Annotated in this window: 24 protein-coding genes; 12 read left to right on the top strand and 12 right to left on the bottom strand. The window is 69.5% G+C overall.

All coding sequences use genetic code 11. From position 1 onward, the window contains the following. Positions 1-16 precede the first annotated feature (16 nt). Positions 17-2,395, bottom strand: a complete 2,379-nt coding sequence (locus tag ABFO07_RS28030) for a DNA polymerase II (protein ID WP_059564338.1) — start codon at positions 2,393-2,395, stop codon at positions 17-19. A gap of 506 nt (positions 2,396-2,901) precedes the next feature. Between ABFO07_RS28030 and ABFO07_RS28025 the strand changes: the two genes are divergently transcribed. Continuing rightward, positions 2,902-4,287, top strand: a complete 1,386-nt coding sequence (locus ABFO07_RS28025) for an NCS2 family permease (protein WP_059564339.1) — start codon at positions 2,902-2,904, stop codon at positions 4,285-4,287. Between the two features lie 227 nt (positions 4,288-4,514). Here ABFO07_RS28025 and ABFO07_RS28020 read toward each other — a convergent pair whose 3' ends face one another. Further along, positions 4,515-5,399, bottom strand: a complete 885-nt coding sequence (locus ABFO07_RS28020; RefSeq protein WP_059564340.1) for a LysR family transcriptional regulator — start codon at positions 5,397-5,399, stop codon at positions 4,515-4,517. A gap of 129 nt (positions 5,400-5,528) precedes the next feature. On the opposite strand from ABFO07_RS28020, the gene argC reads away from it, so the two are divergent. Further along, the gene (argC, locus tag ABFO07_RS28015; RefSeq protein WP_347468991.1) at positions 5,529-6,458 is read left to right on the top strand and encodes an N-acetyl-gamma-glutamyl-phosphate reductase; all 930 of its coding nucleotides are present in this window, start codon (positions 5,529-5,531) and stop codon (positions 6,456-6,458) included. Between the two features lie 99 nt (positions 6,459-6,557). After that, entirely contained in the window at positions 6,558-6,941 is a 384-nt protein-coding gene (locus ABFO07_RS28010) for a DUF4377 domain-containing protein (protein WP_060028797.1), read from the top strand. Positions 6,942-6,958: 17 nt separating this feature from the next. On the opposite strand, the gene ABFO07_RS28005 is transcribed toward ABFO07_RS28010, so the two are convergent. The 3 genes from ABFO07_RS28005 to ABFO07_RS27995 form a co-directional block, all read right to left on the bottom strand. Continuing rightward, positions 6,959-7,825 (bottom strand): LysR family transcriptional regulator, encoded by an 867-nt coding sequence (locus ABFO07_RS28005; RefSeq protein WP_059564343.1) that lies wholly within the window; start codon positions 7,823-7,825, stop codon positions 6,959-6,961. Positions 7,826-7,932: 107 nt separating this feature from the next. Beyond that, on the bottom strand, positions 7,933-8,367 hold the full coding sequence (locus ABFO07_RS28000) for a phosphatase (protein WP_124491723.1): 435 nt from the start codon (positions 8,365-8,367) through the stop codon (positions 7,933-7,935). Positions 8,368-8,613: 246 nt separating this feature from the next. Continuing rightward, on the bottom strand, positions 8,614-9,972 hold the full coding sequence (locus ABFO07_RS27995; RefSeq protein ID WP_059883625.1) for an NAD(P)/FAD-dependent oxidoreductase: 1,359 nt from the start codon (positions 9,970-9,972) through the stop codon (positions 8,614-8,616). Positions 9,973-10,072: 100 nt separating this feature from the next. On the opposite strand from ABFO07_RS27995, the gene ABFO07_RS27990 reads away from it, so the two are divergent. From ABFO07_RS27990 to ABFO07_RS27980, 3 genes are all read left to right on the top strand, one after another. Further along, positions 10,073-11,026 carry a LysR family transcriptional regulator gene (locus ABFO07_RS27990; RefSeq protein WP_059808996.1) on the top strand — a complete coding sequence of 318 codons (954 nt, stop codon included), beginning with the start codon at positions 10,073-10,075 and terminating at the stop codon, positions 11,024-11,026. Positions 11,027-11,138: 112 nt separating this feature from the next. Then, a complete protein-coding gene (locus ABFO07_RS27985; RefSeq protein ID WP_060351545.1) occupies positions 11,139-12,401 on the top strand; it encodes an MFS transporter in 1,263 nt (420 codons plus the stop codon). Between the two features lie 74 nt (positions 12,402-12,475). Continuing rightward, positions 12,476-13,402: a LysR family transcriptional regulator gene (locus ABFO07_RS27980; protein ID WP_124491713.1), complete on the top strand. Its 927-nt coding sequence runs from the start codon at positions 12,476-12,478 to the stop codon at positions 13,400-13,402. 14 nt (positions 13,403-13,416) lie between these two features. Here the strand turns inward: ABFO07_RS27980 and ABFO07_RS27975 are convergent, their stop codons facing one another. Continuing rightward, complete coding sequence (locus ABFO07_RS27975) at positions 13,417-13,776, bottom strand: hypothetical protein (protein WP_124491714.1); 360 nt, start codon at positions 13,774-13,776, stop codon at positions 13,417-13,419. 27 nt (positions 13,777-13,803) lie between these two features. Here ABFO07_RS27975 and ABFO07_RS27970 point away from each other — a divergent pair, with 27 nt between their 5' ends. Then, positions 13,804-14,685: a helix-turn-helix domain-containing protein gene (locus ABFO07_RS27970; RefSeq protein WP_059907595.1), complete on the top strand. Its 882-nt coding sequence runs from the start codon at positions 13,804-13,806 to the stop codon at positions 14,683-14,685. Between the two features lie 34 nt (positions 14,686-14,719). Here the strand turns inward: ABFO07_RS27970 and ABFO07_RS27965 are convergent, their stop codons facing one another. After that, the gene (locus tag ABFO07_RS27965) at positions 14,720-15,955 is read right to left on the bottom strand and encodes an NADH:flavin oxidoreductase/NADH oxidase family protein (protein ID WP_347468990.1); all 1,236 of its coding nucleotides are present in this window, start codon (positions 15,953-15,955) and stop codon (positions 14,720-14,722) included. Positions 15,956-16,023: 68 nt separating this feature from the next. Between ABFO07_RS27965 and ABFO07_RS27960 the strand changes: the two genes are divergently transcribed. After that, positions 16,024-16,500, top strand: coding sequence for a MerR family transcriptional regulator (locus ABFO07_RS27960; RefSeq protein WP_347468989.1), 477 nt, complete (start codon positions 16,024-16,026; stop codon positions 16,498-16,500). 42 nt (positions 16,501-16,542) lie between these two features. Here the strand turns inward: ABFO07_RS27960 and ABFO07_RS27955 are convergent, their stop codons facing one another. Continuing rightward, positions 16,543-17,760, bottom strand: a complete 1,218-nt coding sequence (locus ABFO07_RS27955) for an MFS transporter (RefSeq protein ID WP_347468988.1) — start codon at positions 17,758-17,760, stop codon at positions 16,543-16,545. 95 nt (positions 17,761-17,855) lie between these two features. Here ABFO07_RS27955 and ABFO07_RS27950 point away from each other — a divergent pair, with 95 nt between their 5' ends. Then, positions 17,856-18,761 carry a LysR substrate-binding domain-containing protein gene (locus ABFO07_RS27950; protein ID WP_060158615.1) on the top strand — a complete coding sequence of 302 codons (906 nt, stop codon included), beginning with the start codon at positions 17,856-17,858 and terminating at the stop codon, positions 18,759-18,761. A gap of 24 nt (positions 18,762-18,785) precedes the next feature. Here ABFO07_RS27950 and ABFO07_RS27945 read toward each other — a convergent pair whose 3' ends face one another. Then, positions 18,786-19,994 (bottom strand): MFS transporter, encoded by a 1,209-nt coding sequence (locus ABFO07_RS27945; protein ID WP_060149378.1) that lies wholly within the window; start codon positions 19,992-19,994, stop codon positions 18,786-18,788. Between the two features lie 188 nt (positions 19,995-20,182). Here ABFO07_RS27945 and ABFO07_RS27940 point away from each other — a divergent pair, with 188 nt between their 5' ends. Next, complete coding sequence (locus ABFO07_RS27940) at positions 20,183-21,067, top strand: NmrA family NAD(P)-binding protein (RefSeq protein WP_347469705.1); 885 nt, start codon at positions 20,183-20,185, stop codon at positions 21,065-21,067. A gap of 139 nt (positions 21,068-21,206) precedes the next feature. Further along, complete coding sequence (locus ABFO07_RS27935) at positions 21,207-21,629, top strand: DUF3224 domain-containing protein (RefSeq protein WP_059808969.1); 423 nt, start codon at positions 21,207-21,209, stop codon at positions 21,627-21,629. A 37-nt stretch (positions 21,630-21,666) separates the two neighbouring features. Here ABFO07_RS27935 and ABFO07_RS27930 read toward each other — a convergent pair whose 3' ends face one another. Then, a complete protein-coding gene (locus ABFO07_RS27930; RefSeq protein ID WP_347468986.1) occupies positions 21,667-22,692 on the bottom strand; it encodes a fatty acid desaturase in 1,026 nt (341 codons plus the stop codon). 221 nt (positions 22,693-22,913) lie between these two features. On the opposite strand from ABFO07_RS27930, the gene ABFO07_RS27925 reads away from it, so the two are divergent. Next, positions 22,914-23,738, top strand: a complete 825-nt coding sequence (locus tag ABFO07_RS27925; RefSeq protein WP_347468984.1) for a phosphate/phosphite/phosphonate ABC transporter substrate-binding protein — start codon at positions 22,914-22,916, stop codon at positions 23,736-23,738. Between the two features lie 75 nt (positions 23,739-23,813). Here ABFO07_RS27925 and dbpA read toward each other — a convergent pair whose 3' ends face one another. Both dbpA and ABFO07_RS27915 read right to left on the bottom strand, forming a co-directional pair. Next, positions 23,814-25,214, bottom strand: coding sequence for an ATP-dependent RNA helicase DbpA (gene dbpA / locus ABFO07_RS27920; RefSeq protein WP_059808957.1), 1,401 nt, complete (start codon positions 25,212-25,214; stop codon positions 23,814-23,816). 1 nt (position 25,215) lies between these two features. Beyond that, positions 25,216-25,413, bottom strand: a complete 198-nt coding sequence (locus tag ABFO07_RS27915) for a hypothetical protein (RefSeq protein WP_010089753.1) — start codon at positions 25,411-25,413, stop codon at positions 25,216-25,218. Between the last annotated feature and the right edge of the window lie 143 nt (positions 25,414-25,556).

The following is a 25,556-nucleotide window of genomic DNA, read 5'->3' as shown; positions in this document are numbered from 1 at the left end:
CGCGCGGCGCGGCTCGCTATCCCTGAAACAGCCGCCCCTGCCCCGATACGACCGATTCGAAATCGTCGCGCAGGAACGGCAGGATCGCGTCGGCGACGGGCTGCAGCTGGCGGCTCACGTAGAACGCATAGTCGATCGGCGCGCGCAGCGCCTCGAGCGGCTCCGGGCCGGCCGTCGTCATCATGTAGCTGATCCAGCCGCCGCGCTGGTATTGCAGCGGCCGCCCGTGCGCGTCGTTGAACGCATCGGCGAGGCGCGCCGCGCGCACGTGCGGCGGCACGTTGCGCTGGTACTCGCTGAGCGGCCGGCGCACGCGCTTGCGATAGATCAGCAGTTCGTCGAGTTCGCCGGCGAGCGTGCGGCGCACATAGTCGCGGATGAAATCCTGGTACGGCTCCCGCTTGAACACGCGCCGGTACAGTTCGCGCTGGAATTGCTGCGCGAGCGGGGTCCAGTCGGTGCGGACCGTCTCGAGGCCCTTGAACACGACGTCTTCGCCGCCGTCCGCGGCTTGCGCGAGGCCCGCGTAGCGCTTCTTGCTGCCTTCGTCCGCGCCGCGCACGGTCGGCATCAGGAAGCGGCGATAGTGCCGCTCGTACTGCAGCTCGAGCGCGCTGTCGAGCCCGAAGCGCTCGCGCAGCTGCGTCTGCCACCAGCGGTTCACGTGCTCGACGAGCGCGCGCCCGATGCGCGCGGCCGCTTCGTCGTCGTGCGGGCCCTTCAGCCAGACGAAGGTCGAATCGGTGTCGCCGTAGATCACCTCGTAGCCCTGCGCCTCGATCAGCTCGCGCGTGCGGTGCATGATCTCGTGGCCGCGCATCGTGATCGACGACGCGAGCCGCGGATCGAAGAAGCGGCAGCCGGTGGAGCCGAGCACGCCGTAGAACGCGTTCATGATGATCTTCAGCGCCTGCGACAGCGGCGCGTTGCGCTGGCGCTTCGCGAGCTCGCGGCCGTCCCATACGCGCCGCACGATGTCCGGCAGGCAATGGCGCGTGCGCGAGAAGCGCGCGCCGAGAAAACCCGGCACGGACGCGTCGTCGCCGGGATCGGCGAGGCCTTCGATCAGCCCGACCGGGTCGATCAGGAACGTGCGGATGATCGACGGGTACAGGCTCTTGTAGTCGAACACGAGCACAGAATCGTAGAGGCCGGGCCGCGAATCCATCACGAAGCCGCCGGGGCTCGTCTGCCCGGTCACGTCGCCGAGGTTCGGCGCGACGTAGCCGAGCCGGTGCATGCGCGGCAGGTACAGGTGCGTGAAGGCCGCGACCGAGCCGCCCGTGCGATCGGCGGCGAGGCCCGTGACGCTCGCGCGTTCGAGCATGAACGACAGCAGGTCCGCCTTGGCGAAGATGCGCGTGACGAGCTCGCAGTCCTTCAGGTTGTAGCGCGCGAGCGCGGGCTTGTCGTGCTCGAAGCGGCGCTGGATCTCGTCCATCCGCTGGTACGGGTTGTCGATCGACTTGCCCTCGCCGAGCAGCGCCTGCGCGACGGCTTCGAGGCTGAACGACGGGAAGGTCCAGGTCGCGGATTTCAGCGCGTCGATGCCGTCGATCAGCAGCCGGCCGGGCGCCGCCGCGAAGAAATGGTCGGGGTGCTGGCTGTGCGCGCGCCCTTCGAGCTCGCTGCCGCCGCGCCCGAGCCGCAGCGGCACGCGATATTGCTCCGCGTGCGCGAGCAGCACGCGCAGGTCGAACTGGATCAGGTTCCAGCCGATGATCACGTCGGGGTCGTGCTGCTCGAACCAGTCGTTCAGCCGCGCGAGCAGCGCGGGCCGGCTGTCGCAGTAGGCGAGGTCGAAATCGGGGTCGGGGCCGTTCGCATCGCCGTTGGGCGGCCCGAGCATGAACACCTGGCGCTGCCCGCAGCCTTCGAGCGCGATCGAATACAGCTCGCTATGCGCACTGGTTTCGATGTCGAGCGACACGCAGCGCAGCGCGGGCCGGTAGCCGGCCTCGGCCTTCAGCTCGCCGTCGGCGAGCGCGCCGTCGTCGGCCGGCACGCCGCGGAACCGCACCGGCGCGGTGATGAAGCGCTCCATCATGTAGCGCTCGGGCGGCAGCACGTCGGCTTCGTACACGTCGACGCCGGCCCGGGCGAGGCGCTTCTGCAGCGCGGCCAGATGGCGATAGCGCCGGCAATAGAGGCCCGCCACCGGGCGCTGCCGGAAGTCGCGCAGCGCGAGCGGACGCAGCTCGGCGTCGCTTTCGCCGGCCAGCGCGCGCTCGGCGGCGTCGCGCTGCGCGGCGGGGATGAACGCGACCGATTCCTGCGGGCGCAGCCGCACCAGGCGCGGACCGCGTTCGGTTGCCAGCCAGAACTCGATGTCGACGCCGCTTGCGGTGTCCCGCCAGTGGCGGGTGAGGATGAAACCCTGCTCGAAATCCGTCAAAACGTACGCTCGCCGTCGATGCCCAGGCGGCGAATTCTAGCAAGCGGGGGCGGGGGAAACCGCGCATCGACGAGCGCCGCCCGGCGGGCGCGTGCGTACGGCAATCGTAAGCTTCGATCGCCCGCGCGCCGGATTTCGTCCGACCGATCCCGCACTCGAATAGTCGCCTTAACGGAATCGCACTAGGCGTATACACGCGTTCCGCGGCGACGAAGCCCCGTTTTACGCCGATATAAGCGCGCCGACATGCGCTGCATGCTCGTCGCCCAATGGGACGCGATGTTCTGTTCGCCTACCCTTCGCTACGGCAAATGCAGATGACGGGGCTCGCAGGCAAGCGCGCCGCACGGCGCGTACCCCTTCCGCCGACGCCCCCGAAGCGCCGAGACGCACAACGGCTCGCCCGTCCCCACGACGTTGCCGAACCCACCATTAGATTAGATACGAGACAAACCTGACGACGGCCCACGGCGGCCGTTTCAGCATGCTGATAAAGGAGCAAGCTCATGAGTGATACCCCGGTGCAGCCGGTCGCCGGCGTCGGCGCGGAAGCAGAGTTCGGCGCCAAGGGCGTCGTCGATCGATACTTCGGCATTTCCGCGCGGGGCAGCACGCAGCGCCGCGAAATCGTCGCGGGTATCACCACGTTCCTGGCGATGGTCTATTCCGTGTTCGTCGTGCCCGGCATGTTCGGCAAGGCCGGTTTCGACACGAGCGCCGTGTTCGTCGCCGTCTGCCTGACGACCGCGTTCGGTTCGCTGCTGATGGGCCTGTGGGCCAGGCTGCCGATCGCGATCGGCTGCGCGATCTCGCTGACCGCGTTCACCGCGTTCGGCCTCGTGCTCGGCAAGGGCCTGCCGCCCACGGTCGCGCTGGGCGCGGTGTTCCTGATGGGGCTCGTGTTCACCGGCATTTCGGTGACCGGCGTGCGCTCGTGGATCCTGCGCAACCTGCCCGCGGGCGTCGCGCACGGCACGGGGATCGGCATCGGCCTGTTCCTGCTGCTGATCGCGTCGAACGACGTCGGCCTCGTCGTCAAGAACCCGGGCGCCGGCCTGCCGGTGTCGCTCGGCCAGATCACCGCGCTGCCGGTGATCATGTCGGTGATCGGCCTCGCCGCGATCTTCGGGCTGGAAAAGCGCCGCGTGCCGGGCGGCATCCTGCTGGTCGTGATCGCGATCTCGGTGTTCGGCCTCGCGTTCGATCCGGCCGTGAAGTTCCGCGGCGTGTTCGCGCTGCCTTCGCTGAGCGCGCCGGGCCACGCGTCGCTGATCGGCGCGATGGACATCAGGGGCGCGCTGTCGCTCGCGGTGCTGCCGAGCGTGCTGGCGCTCGTGATGACCGCCGTGTTCGACGCGACCGGCACGATCCGCGCGGTCGCGGGGCAGGCGGGCCTGCTCGACGAGAACGGCCGCATCATCAACGGCGGCCGCGCGCTCACCGCGGATTCGGTGAGCTCGATCTTCTCCGGCTTTCTCGGCGGCGCGCCGGCGGCGGCCTACATCGAGTCGAGCGTCGGCGTCGCGGCCGGCGCGAAGTCGGGCCTCGCGGCCGCGGTGGTCGGCCTGCTGTTCCTGGTCGTGATGTTCTTCTCGCCGCTCGCGGGGCTCGTGCCGTCGTATGCGACCGCGCCGGCGCTGATGTACGTCGGGCTGCTGATGCTGGGCAGCGTGAGCAAGCTGCACATGGACGACATGGTCGACGCGATGTCCGGCCTGGTGTGCGCGGTGTTCATCGTGCTGACCGCCAACATCGTGACGGGCATCATGCTCGGCTTCTCGACGCTCGTGATCGGGCGCATCGCGAGCGGCGAGGTGCGCAAGCTCAACGTCGGCACCGTGGCGATCGCGGTCGTGCTCGTCGTGTTCTATCTGGGTGGCTGGGCGATCTGAGCGGCATCGACAACGGCGTTGTTTCCTCCGCCATCATCATCGTTGGTGGTCTCCTGGCCCGGGAACGTCGGTTTCCGGGCTTTTTTTGGATTCTTCGCGGATTTTCGTGGATGCCGCCGTTCGACCCGGCCCGGTCAGTCAATATCAACAAACCGGCCATTCGTTCGTCGTGGCGTGCAAAAAGGCGGGTCCCGGCGAGCATGTACCAAAGCGGAAAGTGGCGATGCCTACGCCAATCGCAGATCCCACAACACATCGAGTACGTGTTGCGTGGAACGCTCGATGTGCCCCGCGCGATGGGCGATGCCGAGCCGACGCCACAACGCCGGGCGCAGCGGACGCATGACGATGCGCTCGTCGGGTAATGGCGTAGCGGCCTCATGAGGCAACAGCGCGGCGCCGTAACCTGCCGCTACCAGGCTCTTGATCGCGTCGTTGTAGTTGAGCTGAATGCGCGGCGCAGGATGGTGCCCACCGGCCGCGAACCACTCCGTGGTCAGACGCGAGAGACGCGTGGTCGCGTCGTTGAGAATGAGCGGTTGGGCGGCGAGCCATTCAGGCGTGACGCGGGCCGGACACCGCCAATGCGCCGGCACGAAGGCCATCACGGGGTCGCGGCGCCAAGGCTTTATCGCGAGTCCGGCCACCGGGGGCTGGGGCAGTGCGACCAGCCCGACATCCAGCGTTCCATCCGCCAGTCTGGACAGCGTTTCATGTGAAGTGAGGACTGCCACCTGAACGTCGATACCGGGATGGTGCTGGCGCAGCACCTCGAGCGCTTGCGGCAACAGGTGTGCGATAGCGCCGGTAGATGCACCGAGCCGCACGCGCCCTCCGAGCCCCTGCACCTGGCGTTCGACGTCGTCCAACGCCCGCTCCGCATCGGCCAGCAGTCGACGCGCGCGCTCCACCAGCACCTCGCCTATCGCCGACGGCCTGACATGTCCGCGCTTGCGTGACAGGAGTGGCGCCCCAATGCGGCCTTCGAGTTCAGCGATGTGGAGGCTGACCGTTGGCGGCGCGAGGTGCAATGCACGCGCTGCATCGGCAAACGAGCCACGGTCGGCAATGGCGACCAGAGTGCGCAAGCGGTCCAGGCTGATCTCTCGCATGTCGGCGTCCCGATTCAGAAAAACTGAATATACACGTTATGAAATTCAACTTTCTCTATTCTGGCGGCCCGTTGAACATAGGGGCTCGTTCTATCCATTACAACCTGAAGTCAGCGGAGTATTCCACGTATGAGCTCTCCCGTTGTTTTCATCGATGGCGACCAGGGCACCACCGGGTTGCAGATACACGAACGGCTGCGCAACCGGACCGACCTCAGACTGGTCACGCTTGCCGCTGCAGAACGCAAAGATCCGCGGCGTCGCGCAGAAGCCATCAACGCCTGCGACATTGCCATCCTCTGTTTGCCCGATGCCGCCGCACGCGAGGCCGTGGACTTCATCGTCAATCCTGCCGTCAGAGTCATCGACGCAAGCTCCGCCCACCGCACGCATCCGGACTGGACATACGGCTTTCCGGAAATGACGGCGGGACAGGCCGAACGCATTGCGAACGCACGACGGGTTACCAATCCCGGTTGCTATCCGACCGGTGCAATCGGCTTGCTGCGTCCTCTGTTGCAAGCCGGGCTTATACCGGACAACTACCCGGTGAGCATTCACGCGGTATCCGGCTACTCCGGACGCGGGCGTGCCGGCGTGGAGGAACATGAGCGGCAGGGTGCCGTCAACGCGCCTGCATACCAGGTTTATGGTCTGGAACTCGCGCACAAGCACCCCCCGGAAATCCAGCAGCACGCGGGCCTCGCGCAGCGTCCCGTCTTCGTCCCCGCGTATGGCGCGTTCCGCCAGGGCATCGTGCTGACGGTGCCCCTGGCGTTGCGGCTGCTGGCGCCCGATGTGGACGGCGCCACGTTACACGCATGCCTTGCACGCCACTATGCCGAGGCGGCCCACGTCCATGTCTTGCCGCTGGACGAATCGTGCGCCTTGACGCACCTTGATCCGCAAGAGCTGAATGGTACGAACGACATGCGCTTGAGCGTATTTCCCAACATGGAGCACGGGCACGTCCTGCTGTCCGCGGTTTTCGACAATCTTGGCAAAGGCGCATCCGGTGCCGCGGTTCAGAACCTGAACCTGATGCTCTCGCAGCAATAGTCGTCGATGGCTCGAGCTGAAGTTCGGCCGCCCCCGTACCGGAACCTGCGCGCAGGCGCGCAGTCAGATGCCTTTTCAAACCGCAAGGTAGAGAGTCGAATGAATCGAATTATTCGCGCGATCACGCTGACGGCTACGCTGGCCGGTGCCGCCGCACTCGCCGCTTGTGAAACCCACGGAGGCAACGTGCAGGCATCCACCACCCGTCCGGCGGACGGCCAACCGGTCACGAAAACCGTCTACGTCGCGCCGAAGACGGCGCGCTGCGTCGGCGTCGCGCCGATGGAGTGCCTGCAGGTGCGCGACCGGCCGGACGGCGCATGGAGCCTGTGGTACGCGGGCATCGAAGGCTTCGACTTCAAGCCGGGCTTCCGCTACGAACTCCAGATCGACGAATACAAGGTTGCGCAGCCGCCGGCCGACGGCTCGTCGATTCGCTGGGTGCTGAAGCGCGTCGTGTCGCGCGTGCCGGCGAGCGAGTGACGCGCAGGGGCCGGCCGCTATCCGCCGAACGCGGCGACGATCTCGTCGATCGTCACGCGAATCCGCGCGGTGTGCCGCAGGTCCTGATGCGTGACGAGCCAGATCTCGTATCGCGCATCGCCCGAGCGGTCGGGCCAGATCCGCACGAGGCCGTCGCGTTCGCCCATCGGCACCGGTATCTCGCAGATGCCGAGCCCGGCCTTCATCGCCGCGCGCAGCGTCAGGTTGGTGTTCAGCCGCGCGACGATGCGGCCGCCCGCCAGCGGTTCGCCGACGAAGGCGGGCACGGCCATCTTCGCGAGGTGCGGCTGGTACACGACGAGATCGTGCCCGGCGAACCGCTCGCCCGGCACCGGTTCGCCGTGGCGCCGCACGTAGTCGCGCGACGCGAACAGCCCCGTTTCCCAGCTCGCGAGACGGCGGGCGAGCAAGTCCGGATTGCGCGGCTTCACGGTGCGGATCGCGATGTCGGCTTCGCGCTTCGCGAGGTTGAGCACCTGCGTGGTCGTGTCGAGCATCACCGACACGTCCGGATGCTTCGCATGCAGGCGCTCGATCGCGGGCATCACGAATTCCTGCGCGAGCGCGTCGGTGGTCGACAGCTTCACCTCACCGGCGAGCCGCTTGTCCACGCCTTGCGCATGACGCACGAGATCGTGCGCGGATTGCTCCATGGCCTCGGCCGCGCGAATCGCGATCTTGCCGACGGGCGTCAGCGCATAGCCGTTCGACGTGCGCAGGAACAGCGTCGCGCCGAGCGCGTGCTCGAGCGCGGCAAGCCTGCGGCCCACGGTGGCCTGGTCGATGTCGAGTGCGCGCGCGGCGGCGCGCAACGTGCGTTCCCGATGCAGCGCGACGAAAACGCGTGCGTCGTCCCAATTCATGTGGCCCCCGGCATGATGCAAATTTGCATCATACGGCCGGCCGTTCTGCGCGTGTCAAGCGCGCGGTGCGCACGCGACGGTGCGGCGGGCGGCCTGTTTCCTTCCGTTCAGCAATGACCCAGCGGCGCGGCCGTGCGCGCGACGTCAGCGATCCGCACGCTGCGGGACATGCCGTAAACCTCGGCCTCCCGGCGTTCCGGCTCGCTGCTGGCCACCACCGCCGCACATTCGCGCGGCACGCCGAGCGCCTGCAGCGCGACGTCGAACGGATGCTGGCTTGCGCCGACGGGCGCCTGGCGCGCATCCGCGACGACCACCGAGAAGCAGTCGAGGCGCGCCGAGCCGAACTGCCCCTCGAACATCGCGCTGAGCCGCGACGCGGGCAACGTCGTGACGAGGCCGAGGCGGTAGCCCTGCGCCGAAGCGTGGTCGAGCCACTGCTTGATCGTCTCGCGCTGCTGCTGTGATTCCCGCGAGTCCGGCGTTGCTTCGATCTGTTCAAACGCTGCGTCGAGTCTGGTGACGATGGCTTCGATGACCACGGGAATGTCCTCTCCAAGGAAGTGACGATCCGCCCGCTGACGGGAAAGCCACACCTTAGCTTCGAAACGGAATACAGAACCAATTAATCTTTTTAGCCGATTCATAGGGTTCCGCTAATACGTTCGTTCGAGCGTCGATCATGGTGCATGGATGTCGGCATCCCGCACAGGATCGGTGCGCATATCGGGCCGCGCGGGCGCGATATGCGACGCATGCACGCCGCGCATGCGTCGCATGCGCGTGGCTCAATGCAGCTTGATCGACGGCTGGTTGCGGCTTTGCAGCCAGTGGCCGAGCGCCTGCAGCAGTGCGCGCGTCACGCCGTGCACGCTGAACAGGTGCTTGCGATAGAGGAACTTGTACAAGCCGCTCGCGGCGGGACCGTCGACGATCAGCGAACGCGAGCGCACGCCGAATTCCGTCTGGAACATCGCGCCGGCCTGCCCGAGCGACACGACGGTGCCCGCATCGTGGAACGTGAAGCCTGCGACCGGCTTGCCGGCCAGGCGGCGCGCGAACGCCTGGCTCAGATACACGGCCTGCTGGTGCGCGACCTGCGCGCGCGGCGGCAGGAAGCCGTGCGCGCCGGCCGTCGGGCACGCCGCGCAGTCACCGAATGCATACACGTGCGGATCGTCCGGCGTCTGCAACGTGTCGGTCACGATCACCTGGTTCGCGCGGTTGAGCGCGACGCCGCCGATCAGCCGCAGCATCGCCGGGCCGGCCACGCCCGCGGCCCACAGCGTGATGTCGCTCGCGAGCCGCTCGCCCGTCGCGGTCGTGACCGCGTCCGGCCCGACTTCCGCCACGCGGGTGTCGGTCAGCACGTCGACGTGCAACTGCGCCAGTTGGGCTTGCGTGCGCGCGGAGATCCGTTCGTCCAGCACCGGCAGCACGCGCGGCGCGCCTTCGATCAGGCGAATGCGGACGTCGCGATCGGGCGTCAGCGCCTTGAAGCGGTACGCGGCGAGCTGGTTGCTCGCGTGCCGGAGCGCGGCGGCCAGCTCCACGCCGGTCGCGCCCGCGCCGATCACGTTGATCCACACCGGCGGCGCGGGCTGCTCGGGCTGCCGTTGCGCGAGATGATCGGCCTTCGCGCACGCGGCGAGAAACTTCCTGCGGAAATCCTCGGCCTGCTCGACGTTCTCGAGCGGCAGCGCATGGCGGGCCGCGCCCGGCACGTTGAAGAAATTCGTCACGCTGCCCACCGCGAGCACCAGGTCGTCGTAATGCACGTCGCGCTGCGGCAGGATTTCCGAGCCGTCGGCGTCGAGCACGGCGCCGATCGTCGCGACGCGTTGCGCGCGATCCACGTATTGCAGGTCGCCCTGGACGAACTGGAAACCATGGCGCTTCGCCTGCGCCGCATACTCGATCGTGTGGCTCGCCGGGTCGCGATGGCCGGACGCCGCTTCGTGCAGCAGCGGCTTCCAGAAATGCGTCGGAAACCGATCGACGAGCACGACTTCCGCCAGGCCGCGCCGGCCCACGGTATCGCCGAGGCGCGTCGCCAGTTGCAGGCCGCCGGCGCCGCCGCCGACGATCACGATGCGCGGCGCACGCGTGGCGTGCGCCGCTGCGGGGGGTGAGAGAGTGTTGGCCATGGGATGCTCCACGCGGGTTTCGTTTCGGATGACAGATTTCGAGATACGACGATATAGTTTCGAATCGGCTAAGACAATTTAATGTTTATAAGCGACTCATATGTATTCACTTATCGGAAAGACGGCGACCTTCCGGCAGTTGAAGGCGCTGGACATGGTCGCGCGGCTGGGCAGCGTGTCGCGCGCGGCGGAGGAGCTGAACCTCACGCAGCCGGCCGTGTCGCTGCAGATCCGGCTGCTGGAGCAGGCGGTGGGCGCGGCGCTGCTGCAGCGGGTGGGGCGCGGCGTCGAGCTGACCGCGGCCGGCGAGATCGTCGCCCGCTATGCGCGCGAGATCCTGCATCTGTGGAGCGAGGCGGGCGACGAGGTGGCGGCGCTCACGGGCGAGCTCGGCGGCACGCTGCGGATCGGCGCGATCACCACGGCGGAATACCTGATCCCGCCGCTGCTGGTGAAGTTCACCGCGACGCGCCCGCACGTGAAGACGTACTTCAAGGTCGGCAACCGCGAGGACATCATCCGCATGCTCGCCACGCATGAAATCGATCTCGCGGTGATGGGCAGCCCGCCGAAGGAGCTGCGCACGCATGCGGTCGAGTTCGCGAAGCATCCGATGGTGTTCGTCGCGTCGCCCGCGCATCCGCTGATGCAGCGCAAGCGCGTGTCGCTGAAGGATCTCGAATCGGCGCACCTGCTGGTGCGCGAGCGCGGCGCCGGCACGCGCACCACCGTGGAAAGCCTGTTCAAGTCGTCGGGGCACAAGTTTCATGTGGGCTCCGAACTGTCGAGCAACGAGGCGATCAAGCAGATGGCCGAGGCCGGGCTCGGCGTCGCGTTCCTGTCGCTGCACGCCTGCGCGCTCGAGCTGCGCACCGGGCTGCTGGGCCAGCTGCCGTATCCCGGCAACCCGATCGAGCGCGAATGGGTGGTGGTGACGCTCGCCGACCGGCGCATCTCGCAGGTGACGGGGCTGTTCCGCGACTTCCTGATCAAGCAGGGCGCGCCCGTCATCGACGGCGCGACCGTCGCGTTGCACGAGCGGCGGCGCAAATGACGCGCGCGGCGCCGGTCATCGGTTTCGCCGATGACTGAGATCGCCTCGCCGCCCCTACTCGCGCGCACGGCCGGCGGCTACGGTGACGGCAACGTCACTGCCGAGGCCACTCATGTCCAAGCTGAACCTGAAACTGCTGGGCCCCTGCCTGCTCGCGATCGCGATCGACGCGATGGGCTTCGGGCTCGTGTATCCGATCATGGCGGCGATCTTCGCCGATCCGCACGCGGGCGTGATCGGCGCCGATACGCCCGCGCATCTGCGCAACTTCTACCTGGGGCTCGGATACGGGATCTATCCGTTCTTCATGTTCTTCGGCTCGTCGCTGATGGGCGAGCTGTCCGACGGCTACGGCCGCCGCAGGATCCTGCTGCTGTGCGTGTTCGGCCTCGCGCTCGGCTACCTGCTGATGGCGCTCGGCGCGCTGCTGCCGAGCATCGCGCTGCTGCTCGCGGGGCGCGCGCTCACCGGCCTGATGGCCGGCTGCCAGGGCATCGCGCAGGCCGCGATCGCCGACTTGAGCACGCCGGAGAACAAGGCGGTCAACATGAGCATCATGTCGGTCGCGTTCAGCGCGGGCGTGATCGTCGGCCCCGTGCTCGGCGGCGTCACCTCGGATCGCACGATCGCGCCGTTCTTCAACTACGGCACGCCGTTCCTGCTGGTCGCCGCGCTGTCCGTTGCGTGCGGGCTGTGGGTGCTGCGCTGTCATCGCGATGCGATCGCGCCGGCCGGCGGCGCGCGGGTCGACCTGCTGCTGCCGGTGCGGATCGTCTGCGAGGCCGCGCTGCACGGCCGCATCGCGTGCCTGTCGGCCGTGTTCTTCCTGATGCAGGTCGGCTACGGCCTGTACCTGCAGACGATCATGCTGGTGCTGCAGACGCGCTTCCAGTACACGAGCGCGCAGCTCGGCCTGTTCAGCGGCCTGATCGGCGTGTGCTTCGTGTTCGGGCTCGTGGTGGTCGTGCGGCGGATGCTGAGGACGTCGGGCGTCGTCGAGATCGCGAAGACGGGGCTGCTCGTCGCCGGCCTGGGCCAGCTCGCGTCGGCGCTGTTCCCGCACGAAGGCGTGCTGTGGGGGCTCGGCATGCTGGTCGGCTGCTTCGACATGGTCGCGTACACGACGATGTACACGGCCTATTCGGACGCCGTCGACGAGGGGCGGCAGGGCTGGGCGCTCGGCGTCGCCGGCTCGGTGATGGCGATCGCGTGGGTCGTCACGGGCGTGCTCACGAACCTGCTGCCGGTGCTGGGCGAGCTCGGCCTGCTGGCGACGGGCGGCCTGAGCTTCATCGCGAGCTATGTCGTGATGACCTTGTATGGCCGCCGATGGCGCGCACCGGCCGTGCGCATCGGCGCGCGCGCGTACGACTAGCGCCGGCGCGCGCAGCGCGTATAGTGCGCGGGCAGGGCGCGCGCGGCCTGCGCCGTTTCATCACCGGGGAACCTATGGACTTGCTAGCTGCGATGCGCATCTTCGTGCGGGTCGTCGAGCGCGGAAACCTGTCGAGAGCCGCGAAGGATCTCGGCCTCGGCCAGCCGGCCGTCAGCGAGCGCATCGAGCGGCTCGAGCGCCATCTCGGCGTGCGGCTGCTCCTGCGCAGCACGCGCGCGGTGTCGTGCACGGACGACGGCGCGCGGTTCTATCAGAAGAGCAAGGTCGTGCTCGACGCGGCGGACGAAGCGCAGGCCGCGGTGACGCATGGCGGCGACGCCGTGCGCGGGCGCATCCGGATCGCCGCGCCGCACGGGATCGGCGAGGTCGTGCTGCCCGCCCCGATGACCGCGCTGCGCGCACGCTACCCCGACCTGCGCGTCGACCTCGTGTTGAACGACGACGTCATCGACCCGGTGACCGAAGGCGTCGATATTTCGCTGCGGCTCGGCGCGTTGCGCGACGGCGGCTTCGTCGCGCGCCGGCTCGGCCATGTGCGCCGCGTGCTGGTTGCCGCGCGTTCGTATGTCGACACGCACGGCGCGCCTGACAGCCCCGCCGATCTCGCCGCGCATCCGTTCATACGCGTGGCGGGGCTGTTCGCCGACGGCCTGCTGCATTTCGCGCAGGCGGCGGACGCGGTGCGGCCCGCGCCGATCGATATCGTCTTCAGCACGAGCCATTGGCGCCCGGCGTACGAGATGCTGCTCGGCGGCGCGGGCATCGGCGTGCTTCAGGAGCCGGTGTGCCGCGACGCGCTGGCGGCCGGGCGGCTCGTCGAGCTGCTGCCGGGCCATGCGGTGCCCGGGTTCGATCTGCACGCGCTGTATCCGGCCGCGCGGCCGGTGCCGTCGAGGACGCGGGCCGTGATGGCGATCCTCGAAGCGCATCTGCAGCAGGCGCTGACGGAATCGCGGTCGCCCGCCGCAGCGAATGCCTGAAGCGCGCCCGCCGCTCAGACGAGCCCGAAATCGTCGTTGCTGTCGGGAATCGAGGCCAGCAACTGCGTGAAGCGGCGCCACGCGGCGATGCCGGGCATGCGCGCGGCGACTGCTGCGCACACGGTGCTGATGGCGGTGCCGGCACCGGTTCGTGAGGCAGGCGTGCGCAGCGCGGCGGCCGCCGTTTGCCGGGAGCAGCAAGCGTGCATGGCGAGCTCCGGAAGAGTCGGAATGCGCCGATCGTAGCGCGCGGCACGCGCATCGACGCGCATGTCCGGATCGCCGAGAACAAGAACGGATGATCCTTTTCGGCGGCGCCGGGCATGACGCGCCGACGGCAAGCGCGCGCACTGAAACGGCGGCACAATGCGCATTCGATTCGCGACTTGAGAGGGGATGCGATGAGCGATGCGACCCTGGCCGCGCACCCGGCCGCCGGCGTGCCGGTGATCCTGCGTTCCAGCGCCGAACGCGGGTGGCAAGGCTTCGGCGCGGCGCTGCTCGGCATTCGCGCGGGCACGTACCGGGTTCCGGCGGCCGACGACCACCGCGTCGGCGTGCACGTCGGCGCGCCGGTCCGCGCGAATTGCGCGTGCGACGGCAGCCGGCAGGCGCGCATCCAGGCGCATGGCGACGCCGACGTGATTCCCGCCGGGCTTCCCGGCCGCTGGACCGATGACGGCGACTGCCGGATCCTGCGCATTTCGATCAGCGACGCGTTCGCGCGCGCGACCTTCGACCAGCTGGAACTCAAGCCGTCGCAGGCGCAGATCCGCTGCCGCATGCAGGTGCGCGATCCGCGGCTGCAGCACATCGCATGGGCGCTGTCCGCCGAGCTGGAGGCGGACGATGCGTCGGATCCGCTCTATGCGGAAAGCCTGTGCACGGCGCTGGTCGCGCGGCTCGCCGACGCCGCGCCGTCGTTTCGCGGCCGGCGGCACGCGCTCGCGCCGAAGGCCGCCGCGCGCGTGATCGACTACATCGAGGATCATCTCGACCAGCGTCTGACGCTGTCCGAACTTGCCGCGCTGGCGGCCATCAGCGTCCCGCATTTCAAGGTGCTGTTTCGCGAAACGCTCGGCATGCCCGTGCACCGCTACGTCGTGCAGCGGCGCGTCGAGCGCGCGAAGGCGCTGCTGCTCGAAGGCCGGCTCAGCGTCGGCCAGGTCGCGCTCGAGGCCGGGTTCGCGCACCAGAGCCATCTGGCGAGCTGGATGAACCGGCTGCTCGGCGTGACGCCGCGCGAGATTGCCCGGTCGGGCGCGCAGCACGCGGACGCGTGAGCGTTGCCTTCCGCGCGACGCATCCGGCCACGCATCACGCGCGCGCCGGGCTCCACTGTCGATACCGCTGCGTCAGCTTGCGCATGCGCAGCTGGTCGAGCACGAGCGTCAACACCGCCGAATATCGGCGACGCGGCCGGCGTCCGGCCGCGATCGCGCGCAGGCGGCGCTTGACGAGCGCCATCGTGGCGAGCCCCGCGGCGGCCTTGTCGCGCCACCGGACATGCACGCCCGGCGCGTCGATCGCCTGGCCGCTGCGCCAGCGGGTCGGCAGGTCGGGCACGCACGCGAGCGCGGTGGCCATGCCGACCACCGCGACCCCTTCGGCGAGCACCGATTCGGCGACCGCCTGCCGGCGTATGCCGCCCGTCGTCATCACCGGCATCGTCGCGACGGCGGCGATGTCGCGCGCGAACGTCAGGAAATACGCTTCGCGGGCGAGCGTGCGGCCGTCCGCGGTGCGGCCTTGCATCGCCGGGCTCTCGTAGCTGCCGCCGGACAGCTCGACGAGATCGACGGCCTCGTCGTTGAGCCAGCGCACGATCTGCTTCGCATCGTCCTCGGAGAAGCCGCCGCGCTGGAAATCCGCGGAATTGAGCTTGACCGCGACGCCGAAGGTCTTGCCGACACGCGCGCGTACCGCGCGCACGATGGCCAACAGCAGCCGCGCGCGATGCTCCAGCGAGCCGCCCCAGTCGTCGCGGCGGCGGTTGGTCAGCGGCGACAGGAATTGCGACAGCAGGTAGCCGTGCGCGGCATGGATCTGCACGCCGTCGAAGCCGGCCGCTTCGGCCGCCACGGCGGTATCGGCGAAGCGCTGGATCACCTCGTGGATCTCGGCCGCGGTCATTTCGCGCGGCGTCGCGAACAGCTTGCTGTGCTTGCCGAGATCGAGCGCCACGGCGGACGGCGCCCAAGCCTCCCGGCCCATCGCCGCCATCACTTGCCGCCCCGGGTGGTTGATCTGCATCCACACGCGCGCACCGTGCGCCCGCGCGGCGGCCGCCCACGAGCGGAACGGCTCGAGCGGCGTGTTCCGCTCCAGCACGACGCCGCCCGGGCCCGTCAGCGCGCGGGCGTCGACCATCACGTTGCCGGTGATCAGCAGCCCGGTCCCGCCCGCGCCCCATGCGGCGTAGAGGCGCCGCAGCGCGTCGCCGGGCAGCTGGCCGGCATCGGCGAGATTCTCCTCCATCGCGGCCTTCGCGATGCGGTTGGGCAGGGTGCTGCCGTTGGGCAGCGTCAGCGGGGTAAAGAGGGAAGTCGTCATCGGATGACCTGTCTGGCGAATGCGATGTGCCTATACTAAGTTTCAAGTCAACTTGAAGGTCAAGCACGATGAAGATCGGAGAACTGGCCGCCCGGACCGGCATGACGACGTCCGCGATCCGCTTCTACGAACAGAGCGGGCTGCTGCCGCCGGCGGGACGGGGCCAGAACGGCTACCGGATCTACGACGAGGCCGCGGCCGAGCGGCTGCGGATGATCCAGCTCGCGCAGCGGCTCGGGTTCTCGCTGGTGGACATGCGCGCGGCGGCCGACGAAATGGACGCATTCTCGAAGGCGGGCCTGCTCGCCCGCCTCGACGCGCGCATGCGCGAGATCGACGCGATGCGCGCGCAACTGGACGGGCAGCGGGCGGAACTGCACGCGATCCGCGCGACGCTCGAGGCCGAATGGGAGGCGGGGCGGTGCGTCAGCGTCGATCGCCTCGACCCGCCGGCTGACGCGCAGGCGGCCAAGCCGGGCCGCTGCCGGGCCGGGCGCGCGGCGCCCGCGCTCGAACAGGCGCGGCGCAGGAAGTCGGCCGGTTAGCGAGTGCCGAGCTAACGCGGCATCGGTGCCGCGACCGGATCGCTATCCGGGCTGCCGTTGCGCGCCGGCCCGGCCGGCGAGCGCCGCCGGGCCATCGTCGCCGGGCATGTTCGCGCGCCAGCCGAACCACACGAGCAGGCCGACGAGCGCCTGCGCGGCCGCGATGAACGCGACGCAGCCGCCCCAGCCCCAGCGATGCCATGCAGGAACGGGCAGGATCGAACCGAGGCTGCCCCCGAAGTAATAGCAGGACAAATAGATGCCGATCGCCGTCGAGCGCGCGCCGGCGGCCTGCTGCGAGATGAACGCGTTCGCCGACGCCTGCTCGACGAACACCGCGGTCGAGCTGAGCGCGAGACCGGCCAGGATCACGGCGACGCTGTTCGACAGCGTCAGCAATGCGCCGCCGATCGCGAGCAGCGCGGCGGCCAGCGCCGGTTGCCGCGGCCCACGTTGCGCGGCGATCCGGCCCGCGAGCGGCGTGACGACGACGGCAACCAGAAACACCGCATAGATCGCGCCGATCGCGGCCGTGCCGAAGCCGAACGGCGCTTGCGCGAGCCGCAGGCCGACGAACGTGAAGGTGGCGACCTGCGACGCGAGCACGCACGCGCCGATCGCGAACGACGCGAGCAGCGGGCCGCGCGTCAGGCACGCCCAGCCGGACGCGCGGGCGGCCGTTGCGCGCGAATGCAGGGCAGGCGGGGCATGCGGCGCCGGCAGGCACGCATGGATCGCGAGGCCGGCCGCGACACACAGCGCCGCGACGGCGTCGAGCGCATGACGCCAGCCCGCGACCGACGTGAGCGCATTGGTGACGAAGCGGCCCGCGAAACCGCCGAGCGTCGTGCCGGCGACGAACAGCGCGCTCACTTCCGTCGCCGCCTCGCGGCTGAACAGCTCGCCGATATAGGCGATCGCGATCGCGAAGATGAACGGCACCAGCACGCCCGCGGCGAACCGGGCCGCGAGGAACGACGGAAAGCTCGTCGCGTGCGCGGACCACGCGACCGGCAGCGCGACCGCCATCGCGGCGCACACGATCACGGTGCGGCGCGCGAAGCGCGCGGCGAGCGTGCCGACGAACGGAGCGATAATGGCGACGGCCAGCGTGGTGGCGCTGACGCCCTGGCCCGCGCGCTCCGCGCTCACGCCGAACGCCGCGGCGAGTTCGCGCAGGATGCCCTGGGTCGAATAGAGATTGAGAAAGGCGGCGAATCCGCACAGGAAGAAGGCGGTTCGGATCGTTCGGCGTTTCACGGATGATGCCCTGTCTGGTTCCCCGGACAGTCTGACGATCGCGCGGCCCGCGCGCCAATACCGAATTCGTCGCCATTGATACCGGAAAGACAAGAATGCTCGACCTGCGCCGCCTGCGCTATTTCGTGACCGTCGCGGACGAACTGCACTTCGGGCGCGCGGCGCTGCGCCTGCGCATCGCGCAGCCGCCGCTGACCCGCCATATCGCCGCGCTCGAGGCCGAGCTCGGCGTCCGGCTGTTCGAGCGCTCGACGCGCGCGGTGCGGCTCACGCCGGAAGGTGCGCTGTTCCTCGAGCAGGCGCGCAGCGTGATCGACGCGGTCGGCGAGGCGGAGGCGACCGCGCGCAAGATGGCGCACGGGCTCGCCGGCCGCATCGTGATCGGCTATGCGAGTTCGATTCCGATGTCCGACGCGTTTCCGGATTGGGTTCGCCGCGCGAGCCGCAGCATGCCGGACGTGGAACTCGCGTTTCGCGAAGTGCCGACCACCGGCCAGCGGCAGCAGATCGCCGACGGCACGATGGACGTCGGCTTCGGCTGGGCCGCGGCGAATGCGCGTGACCTCGCGAACGACGCGCACGCGCGCATCCGCTCGCTCGTCGTTGCACAGGAGCCGCTCGTTGCCGCGGTGCCGGCGCACAGCCCTTATGCGAAGCGGGTGGATGTCGCATTCGCCGAGCTCGCCGCGGAGACGTTCGTGACGTTCCCGCCGGCGCTCGGTTCGGCGCTGAACGTCGCGCTGGAGGATCTGTGCGCGCAGGCGGGCGTCGTGCCGCGGGTGGGCGCGACCGCCGCGCAGATCACGACGCTGGTGTCGCTGGTCGCCGCCGAGCGCGGCGTCGCGATCGTGCCCGGCTTCACCGCGACGCTGCAACGCCCGGGCGTCGCGTACGTGCCGCTCGCCGCGCGCTACGTGGTCGACCAGATCGTGATGTGGCGCGAGCCGTTTGCGTCGGCGTGCGTCGAGCGGTTCGTCGGGCTGGCGCAGGCGCCGGGTTAGTGCTCGCGCAGCCCGCGTCGGGCATCAGCGCTGCAGCCCCTTCTGCACGTACCACGACAGCGGCAGCGTCAGCAGCAGGAACGCCGCGAGCGCGATCAACGCGACGGGCACGCCCGCGAGGTCGCCGAGCCGGCCGAACACCACCGGCGCCAGCGCGCCGCCGCCGATGGTGCCCGTGTAGAACAGCGCGAACGCCTGGTCGCGCCGGCCGGGGCCGGCCAGTTCCGGCACCACGCCGTACAGCACCGACGACGTGCCGTTCAGCGCGAGCCCGAGCAGCGGCAGCATCGCCATCATCGCGACGAGCGGCGCGAACACCGCCAGCACGATCAGCAGCGACGTCGCGGATTCGGTCAGCCACACCGTCTTCATCATGCCGACGCGCGCGCCGAGATAGCCGCACAACAGCTTGCCGAACGCGCCGCCGATGAACAGCAGCGTCAGCGCGAGCCCGATGCCGGCCGTGCCGGCGCCCTTGCTCTTCAGCAGGAACGGCAGGAACGTGAGGAAGCCCATCCGCACCGCGCTGTCCAGCGTGCCGGTCGCGAGCAGCGCGCGCAGGCCGGCGGCCGAACCGTTGCCGGCCGCTGCGTTGGCGGCCTTCTCGCGTGCTGCGTGGGCGGTGCCGTTCGACGGAATCAGCCACCCCAGCAGCACCGCCGCCACCACGCCGAGCACGCCGATCAGCGTGGCGCTCGTGCGCCACGTGACGACCGTCAGCAGCAGGCCGATCAGCCCCGGAATCAGCGTCTTGCCGATGTCGCCGGAGAAGTTGTATTGCGACAGCGCTTCCTTCACGCCGCCGCCGGCCTCGTACGCATCGGTGACCATCGACGACGCCAGCGGATGCTGCGTGCTCGCGCCGAGCCCGCCGAGCAGCAGCGCGATCAGCAGCACCGCGAGCCCGCCGGCCTGGCCCGCGACGAGGTAGGCGAGGCCCGCGAGCGCGGTGCCGCCCACCAGCAGGCGCTTGCGCCCCCAGCGCCTGGCGGCGCGGCTCGCCAGCAGCTGGAAGCCGGCCATCGTGCCCGAATACGCGCCGCGCAACATCCCGATCTGCGCGTAGTTGATGCCGAACTGCGCCTGCCAGATCGGCAGCAGCACGTAGATGACGTCCGTCAGGCCGTCGTGCACCGCGTGCGCGCCGCAGGCGGCGATGAGCGAGCGGCGGCGCGCGGACGATGCGGATACGGGCGGCGCGGCGAAAGAGAGGTCGCCTTTCAGGTCGCTCATCGTTGTTCGGGTTCGGTGGGGCGAAAGCGTGTCATTTAATCAGAATTGTTCGGCACGCGCGCGGAAGGCACCGCGGCCGGCTCGATGCCGACGCAATCATCCTTGCCTGCTCGTTTCATCCGGACCTGCGCGCCGGCGCGGCCGGTGGTATCGACAATGGCCGCATGTTCATTTATCGGGAGCACATCGTGTTCGTGATCTTCGGCGCATCAGGCAATGTCGGCTACGCGAGCGCAACGGCACTGCGCGACGCGGGCCATCCCGTGCGCGCGGTCGTGCGCGACGCGCGTCATCGCGAACGGCTCGCGCGCCTGGGCTGCGAAGTGGTGCTGGCCGACCTGACCGACGCGCGCACGGTTGCGGCGGCGCTCGACGGCGCGCAGGGCGCGCAGATGCTGTGCCCGGTGCCCGTCGCGGACGGCGATCCCGCCGCGACGATGCGCCGGATGATCGACGTCGCGGCCGAGGCGCTCGCCGCGCATCCGCCGCCGGCGTTGGTGGCGTTGTCGGACTACGGCGCCGAGCTCGATTTCGACACGGGCATCACGCGCCTGTTTCATGACCTCGAGGCACGGCTGAAGCCGCTCGCGACGCGCGTGACATTGCTGCGTTCCGCCGAGCACCTGCAGAACTGGGCGCGGATGCTGCCGGTCGCGCTTGCGACAGGCGTGCTGCCGAGCCTGCATCATCCGGTCGACAAGCGCTTTCCCGCGGTGTCGGCGCCGGATGTCGGCGTCGTCGCGGCCGCGCTGCTGCTCGACGGCGGGCGTGCCGACGGGCCGCGCGTGGTCAGCGTCGAAGGGCCGCGGCGCGTCAGCGTGCGCGAGATCGCCGACGCACTCGGCGCGGCCGCCGGGCGCACGATCGTCGCGCGCGAGCTGCCGCGTGACGCATGGGTCGGCACGCTGCTGCGCGCGGGCCTCTCCGAGCGTCACGCGCGCCTGATCACCGATCTGTACGACGTGCACAACGCGGGGCATATCGACGTCGAGACCGGTGCGACCGAGCGGCGTTTCGGCAACACCGAGCCGGCGGCGGCGCTGGCGGCGCTCGTGCGGCGCGCGATGCAGTGAATGCGGTGGTGCGTGCGGTGAACGGCATCATCTGCGTGCCGGCGTTTTGTGCCATGATGCCGCGACGAGACGATCGTCCTGACTGCGATATCAGGGCGGTCGCATTTCCGCCGTCATCTCATTCCTGCCAGGAGCGCCCGTGAACGCAGCCGCTTCGAATACCACACCCGTCACCGCCGTCGGCACGTTCGACGTTCGGTTCGAACCCGCCGAGCCGACGCCCGCACCGGCCGGCGCCCCCGCGATCGCCCGCCATGGTCTCGACAAGACGTATCGCGGCGCGCTGCAGGGCCATGCGCGCGGCACGATGCTCAGCGCCGGCGAGCCGCAGGCCGGCGAGGCCGTATACACCGCGCTCGAATCGTTCAGCGGCACGCTGGACGGCCGCAGCGGCGGTTTCGCGCTGGCCCACTTCGGGCAACTCGATGCCGGCGTGAAGGAGCTGCGCATCGTGATCGTGCCGGGCTCCGGCACGGGGGCGCTGGTCGGCATCCGCGGCGAGCTGCAGATTCGCAACGAAGGCGACCAGCATCACTACGTGCTGACGTACCGGATCGAATAGATTCTCCGACGCTCGGCAACGCGGGGATGCGCCGCGTTCACGTACTGATCCGCAGATAGCCGTCGACCACCGCGACGCGCACGCCGCCGCCAGTCGACAGCGATGCCGACCCTTCCGGGAACGGATGAACGGGCGCATCGGTGGGCCGCCATGCATGGCGCTGCAGCAGCTCCCGGTAGCCGCCGGGGATCACGAAGCCGCCGCACTTGTGCGCATACGCGTCGCGGCGCATCCGGTACGCACGTGGCAGGTCGTACCACGGCAGCGCGGGCAGGTCGTGATGCACGAGGTGAAAGTTGTTGTTCAGGTACAGCAGCCGCATCGCGAAGCCGGCCTCGTTGATCGCGATGCGCGCCTTCGGGTGACGGGCCGCGCGATGCTCGTAGAGCGAGCGGATCATCGCGAGCGACTGCGCGGGCCACGTGATCGCCAGCAGGTAATACCACCACGGCACGCCGATCGCGTGCTGCAGCCACGCGAGCAGCGCGACGACGCACGCGACGTGCGTGATCCACATCGGCAGCTGACGCAGGTCGCCGCGCCGCAGTGCGGCGAACGACGCGGCCAGCATCGCGGCGATGCCGGCCGGCGGGCCGACGACGAGCCGCCCGACGAAGGTCTTGCGCGCGACGTGCAGCGCACGCCGCCAGCGCGGCAGCGCCGCCCAGCGCTGCGGCGACACGTAGTTGGTTTCCGGATCGATGCCGGGCACGGTGAGATCGTCGTCGCGGTGATGGTCGAGGTGCGTGTCGCGATACAGCGTGTACGGATACCAGACCGACAGCGGCGGATAGCCGAGCAGCCGGTTCACGCGCGCGGAGCGCGTCGGGTGGCCGTGCAGCAGTTCGTGCTGCAGCGACAAGTGCCACGCGCAGAGCAGGACCAGCGGCGGCGTCGCGGCGGCCAGCGGCAGATGGCCCGCCCGCACGAGCAGCAGCACGCCGAGCCAGCCGCCGTAGATCGCGACGATCAGCAGCCAGGTCGGCCACTCGGTGCGGGCGGTGAAGCGGGCGCCGAGCGCCGCGATCGCGCGTGCGTGGTCGACGTCGAAGTATTCAGCCATGTACGGGACCGGCGAGCAGCGTGATCGGCGAGGATTGGAAAGGAAACCGAACTTTAACCAATCGGCGCGCGGCGGCAAATCAATGGATTGGCATGTGCTTATCGCGATCGGTCAGAACGATGCCCGGCGCGGGTGCGACGGAAATGGGTGCGCGATCGGAGGGGCGGCGGGCCTTGCATGCCGGTATCCAACGCGCGCTCCGACGTGCGTAGAATGCCTGCATGAACCGCTGGATCGCCGGACTGCCGATGTACAACGTGACGCCGCGCCACGCCGCGCTGTGGCGCGCGCTGCTGCGCGACGCGCTCGATGCGCTCGCGCGGGCGGGCGGCCCGTCCGGCGTCACGCTGCTCGACGAGCCGTTCGGCGAGCTGGGGCCGCTCTGGCGGCGGGAGGATCTGCTGCTGTCGCAGACCTGCGGCTTTCCGTTCCGTATGCTCGGGCTCGGCGAGGTCGTGCACCTGATCGCGACGCCCCGGTTCGATGCGCAAGGCTGCGACGGCGCGCGCTATTGCAGCATGCTCGTCGTGTCGGCGCGCGCGCATGCGGCCGGCGCGAGGACGCTCGCCGCGTGCCGCGGCCTGCGCGCGGCCTTTAACGGGGACGATTCTCACAGCGGGATGAACGCGTTCCGGCATGCGGTGGCGCCGCATGCGCGCGACGGACGCTTCTTCGCGTCGGTGGCGCGATTCGGCTCGCATCTGAACGTGTTGCGCGCGCTCGGCGCGGGGGAGGCGGATTGTGCGGCGATCGACTGCGTGACGTTTGCCTACGTGCGCGATGCGCTGCCCGATGTGCTGCGCGATGTGCGCGTGATCGGCACGACCACGCCTGCGCCGGGCCTGCCGCTGATCGCGTCGCGCGCGCTCGGCGACGCGCAGGCAGCGCTGCTGCGCGATGCGCTCGATACGGCAGTCGAAGCGGATGCCGCCCGCGCGCACGCGCTCAGGTTGCGCGGGTTCGAGCGGCTCACGCCGGATGACTACGCGGTCATCGAACGGTTCGCGGCCGAGGCTGCTGCATACGGCTATCCGGAGCTGGCTTGACGCGTTGAATTGCTTCGCGCCGCCGGAGCGGGCATCGACAGGCGAGCCTCGCCCGCCCGCCGATGCATGACACCTTTATTCGTCGTCGTCCATCAGACGAACCTTCACCCGCTTGCCCTTGATCTTGCCGGCATTGAGCTTGCGCAGCGCATCGCGCGCGATGCCGCGCTCGACCGCGACGTAGGTCGAGAACTCGGTCACGTTGATCTTGCCGATCTGCGCGCCGCTGAAGCCCGCATCGCCGGTGAGCGCGCCGAGCACGTCGCCGGGGCGGATCTTGTCCTTGCGCCCGCCGAGGATCTGCAGCGTTTCCATCGGCGGCAGCAGCGGTTCGTTGCCGTCGGCCTTCAGCTCGGCGAGCGGATGCCATTCGACGTCGCGCTTCTGCGCCTGCTCGATCCCGCCGACGCGCCCCATCTCGTCCATGCTCGCGAGGCTCAGCGCCCAGCCTTCCTGGTCCGCGCGGCCCGTGCGGCCGATGCGGTGCACGTGCACTTCGGGGTCGGGCGTCACGTCGACGTTGATCACCGCTTCGAGCTGTGCGATGTCGAGGCCGCGCGCGGCGACGTCGGTTGCGACCAGCACCGAGCAGCTGCGGTTCGCGAACTGGATCAGCACCTGGTCGCGCTCGCGCTGTTCGAGCTCGCCGTGCAGCGCAAGCGCATGAAAGCCCTGCGCGTGCAGCACGTCGAGCAGGTCGCGGCATTGCTGCTTCGTGTTGCAGAACGCGATCGTGCTCACCGGGCGATAGTGGTTCAGCAGCAGGCCGACCGCGTGCAGCCGCTCGTTCTCGGTCACTTCGTAGAAGCGCTGGCGAATCTTGCTGTCGTCGTGGCGCTCCGCGAGCTTCACTTCCTTCGGGTTGCGCAGGAACTGCTGGCTCAGCTTCGCGATGCCGTCCGGATAGGTCGCGGAGAACAGCAGCGTCTGGCGCGTCGTCGGGCATTGGCGCGCGACCTTCGCGATGTCGTCGAAGAAGCCCATGTCGAGCATCCGGTCCGCTTCGTCGAGCACGAGCGTGTTCAGCGCGTCGAGCGACAGGTGGCCGCGGTCGAGGTGATCCATGATGCGGCCCGGCGTGCCGACGATGATGTGCGCGCCGTGCTCGAGGCTCTGCGTTTGCGGCCGCATCGGCGTGCCGCCGCACAGCGTCAGCACCTTGATGTTTTCCTCGGCGCGCGCGAGGCGGCGCACTTCCTGCGTGACCTGGTCGGCGAGCTCGCGCGTCGGGCACAGCACCATCGCCTGCACGTCGAAGCGGCGCGCGTCGAGGCGCGCGAGCAGCGCGAGCGAGAAGGCGGCGGTCTTGCCGCTGCCGGTCTTCGCCTGCGCGATCAGGTCGTGGCCCGCGAGCGCGATCGGCAGGCTCGCGGCCTGGATCGGCGTCATCTCGGCATAGCCGAGCTGCGCGAGATTGGCGAGCGTCGCGGGCGTGAGCGGCAGCGCGCTGAAGGGCGTGGCGGTCGGTTGGCTCATGTCAGGACAGGTCTCCGAGGTAAGGGCGGCCTTCCATCTGTTCGTAGACGACGGTGCCGTCTTCGGCTTCGAAGCGCTCGAGATAGTTGCGCGCGCCGCACAGCGGGCAGCGGAACAGCAGCCCCTGGCCTTCGTCCTTGATGACGACGTCGGATTCTTCCCACTGCGTGCCGCAGCTCTGGTTTCGGCAAGTAAACACGGTTTATCTCCAGCTGAATTCGGTTGCGCGCCCCCTGCGCGTGTCGGGGCGGGGGCGCCGGCGTTGCGCGGCCGTGGCGCGCGGCATCCGCTGAGGGGCGGGCGCGGCGCGGCCGTTCGCGTGACGGTTCGTCGGGGTGGAAG

This window comes from Burkholderia stagnalis, assembly GCF_039848545.1.
Taxonomy (GTDB): Bacteria; Pseudomonadota; Gammaproteobacteria; order Burkholderiales; family Burkholderiaceae; genus Burkholderia; species Burkholderia stagnalis.
The sequence above is the reverse complement of the archived record's forward strand: the minus strand, read 5'-3'. Positions and strand labels throughout refer to the sequence as shown.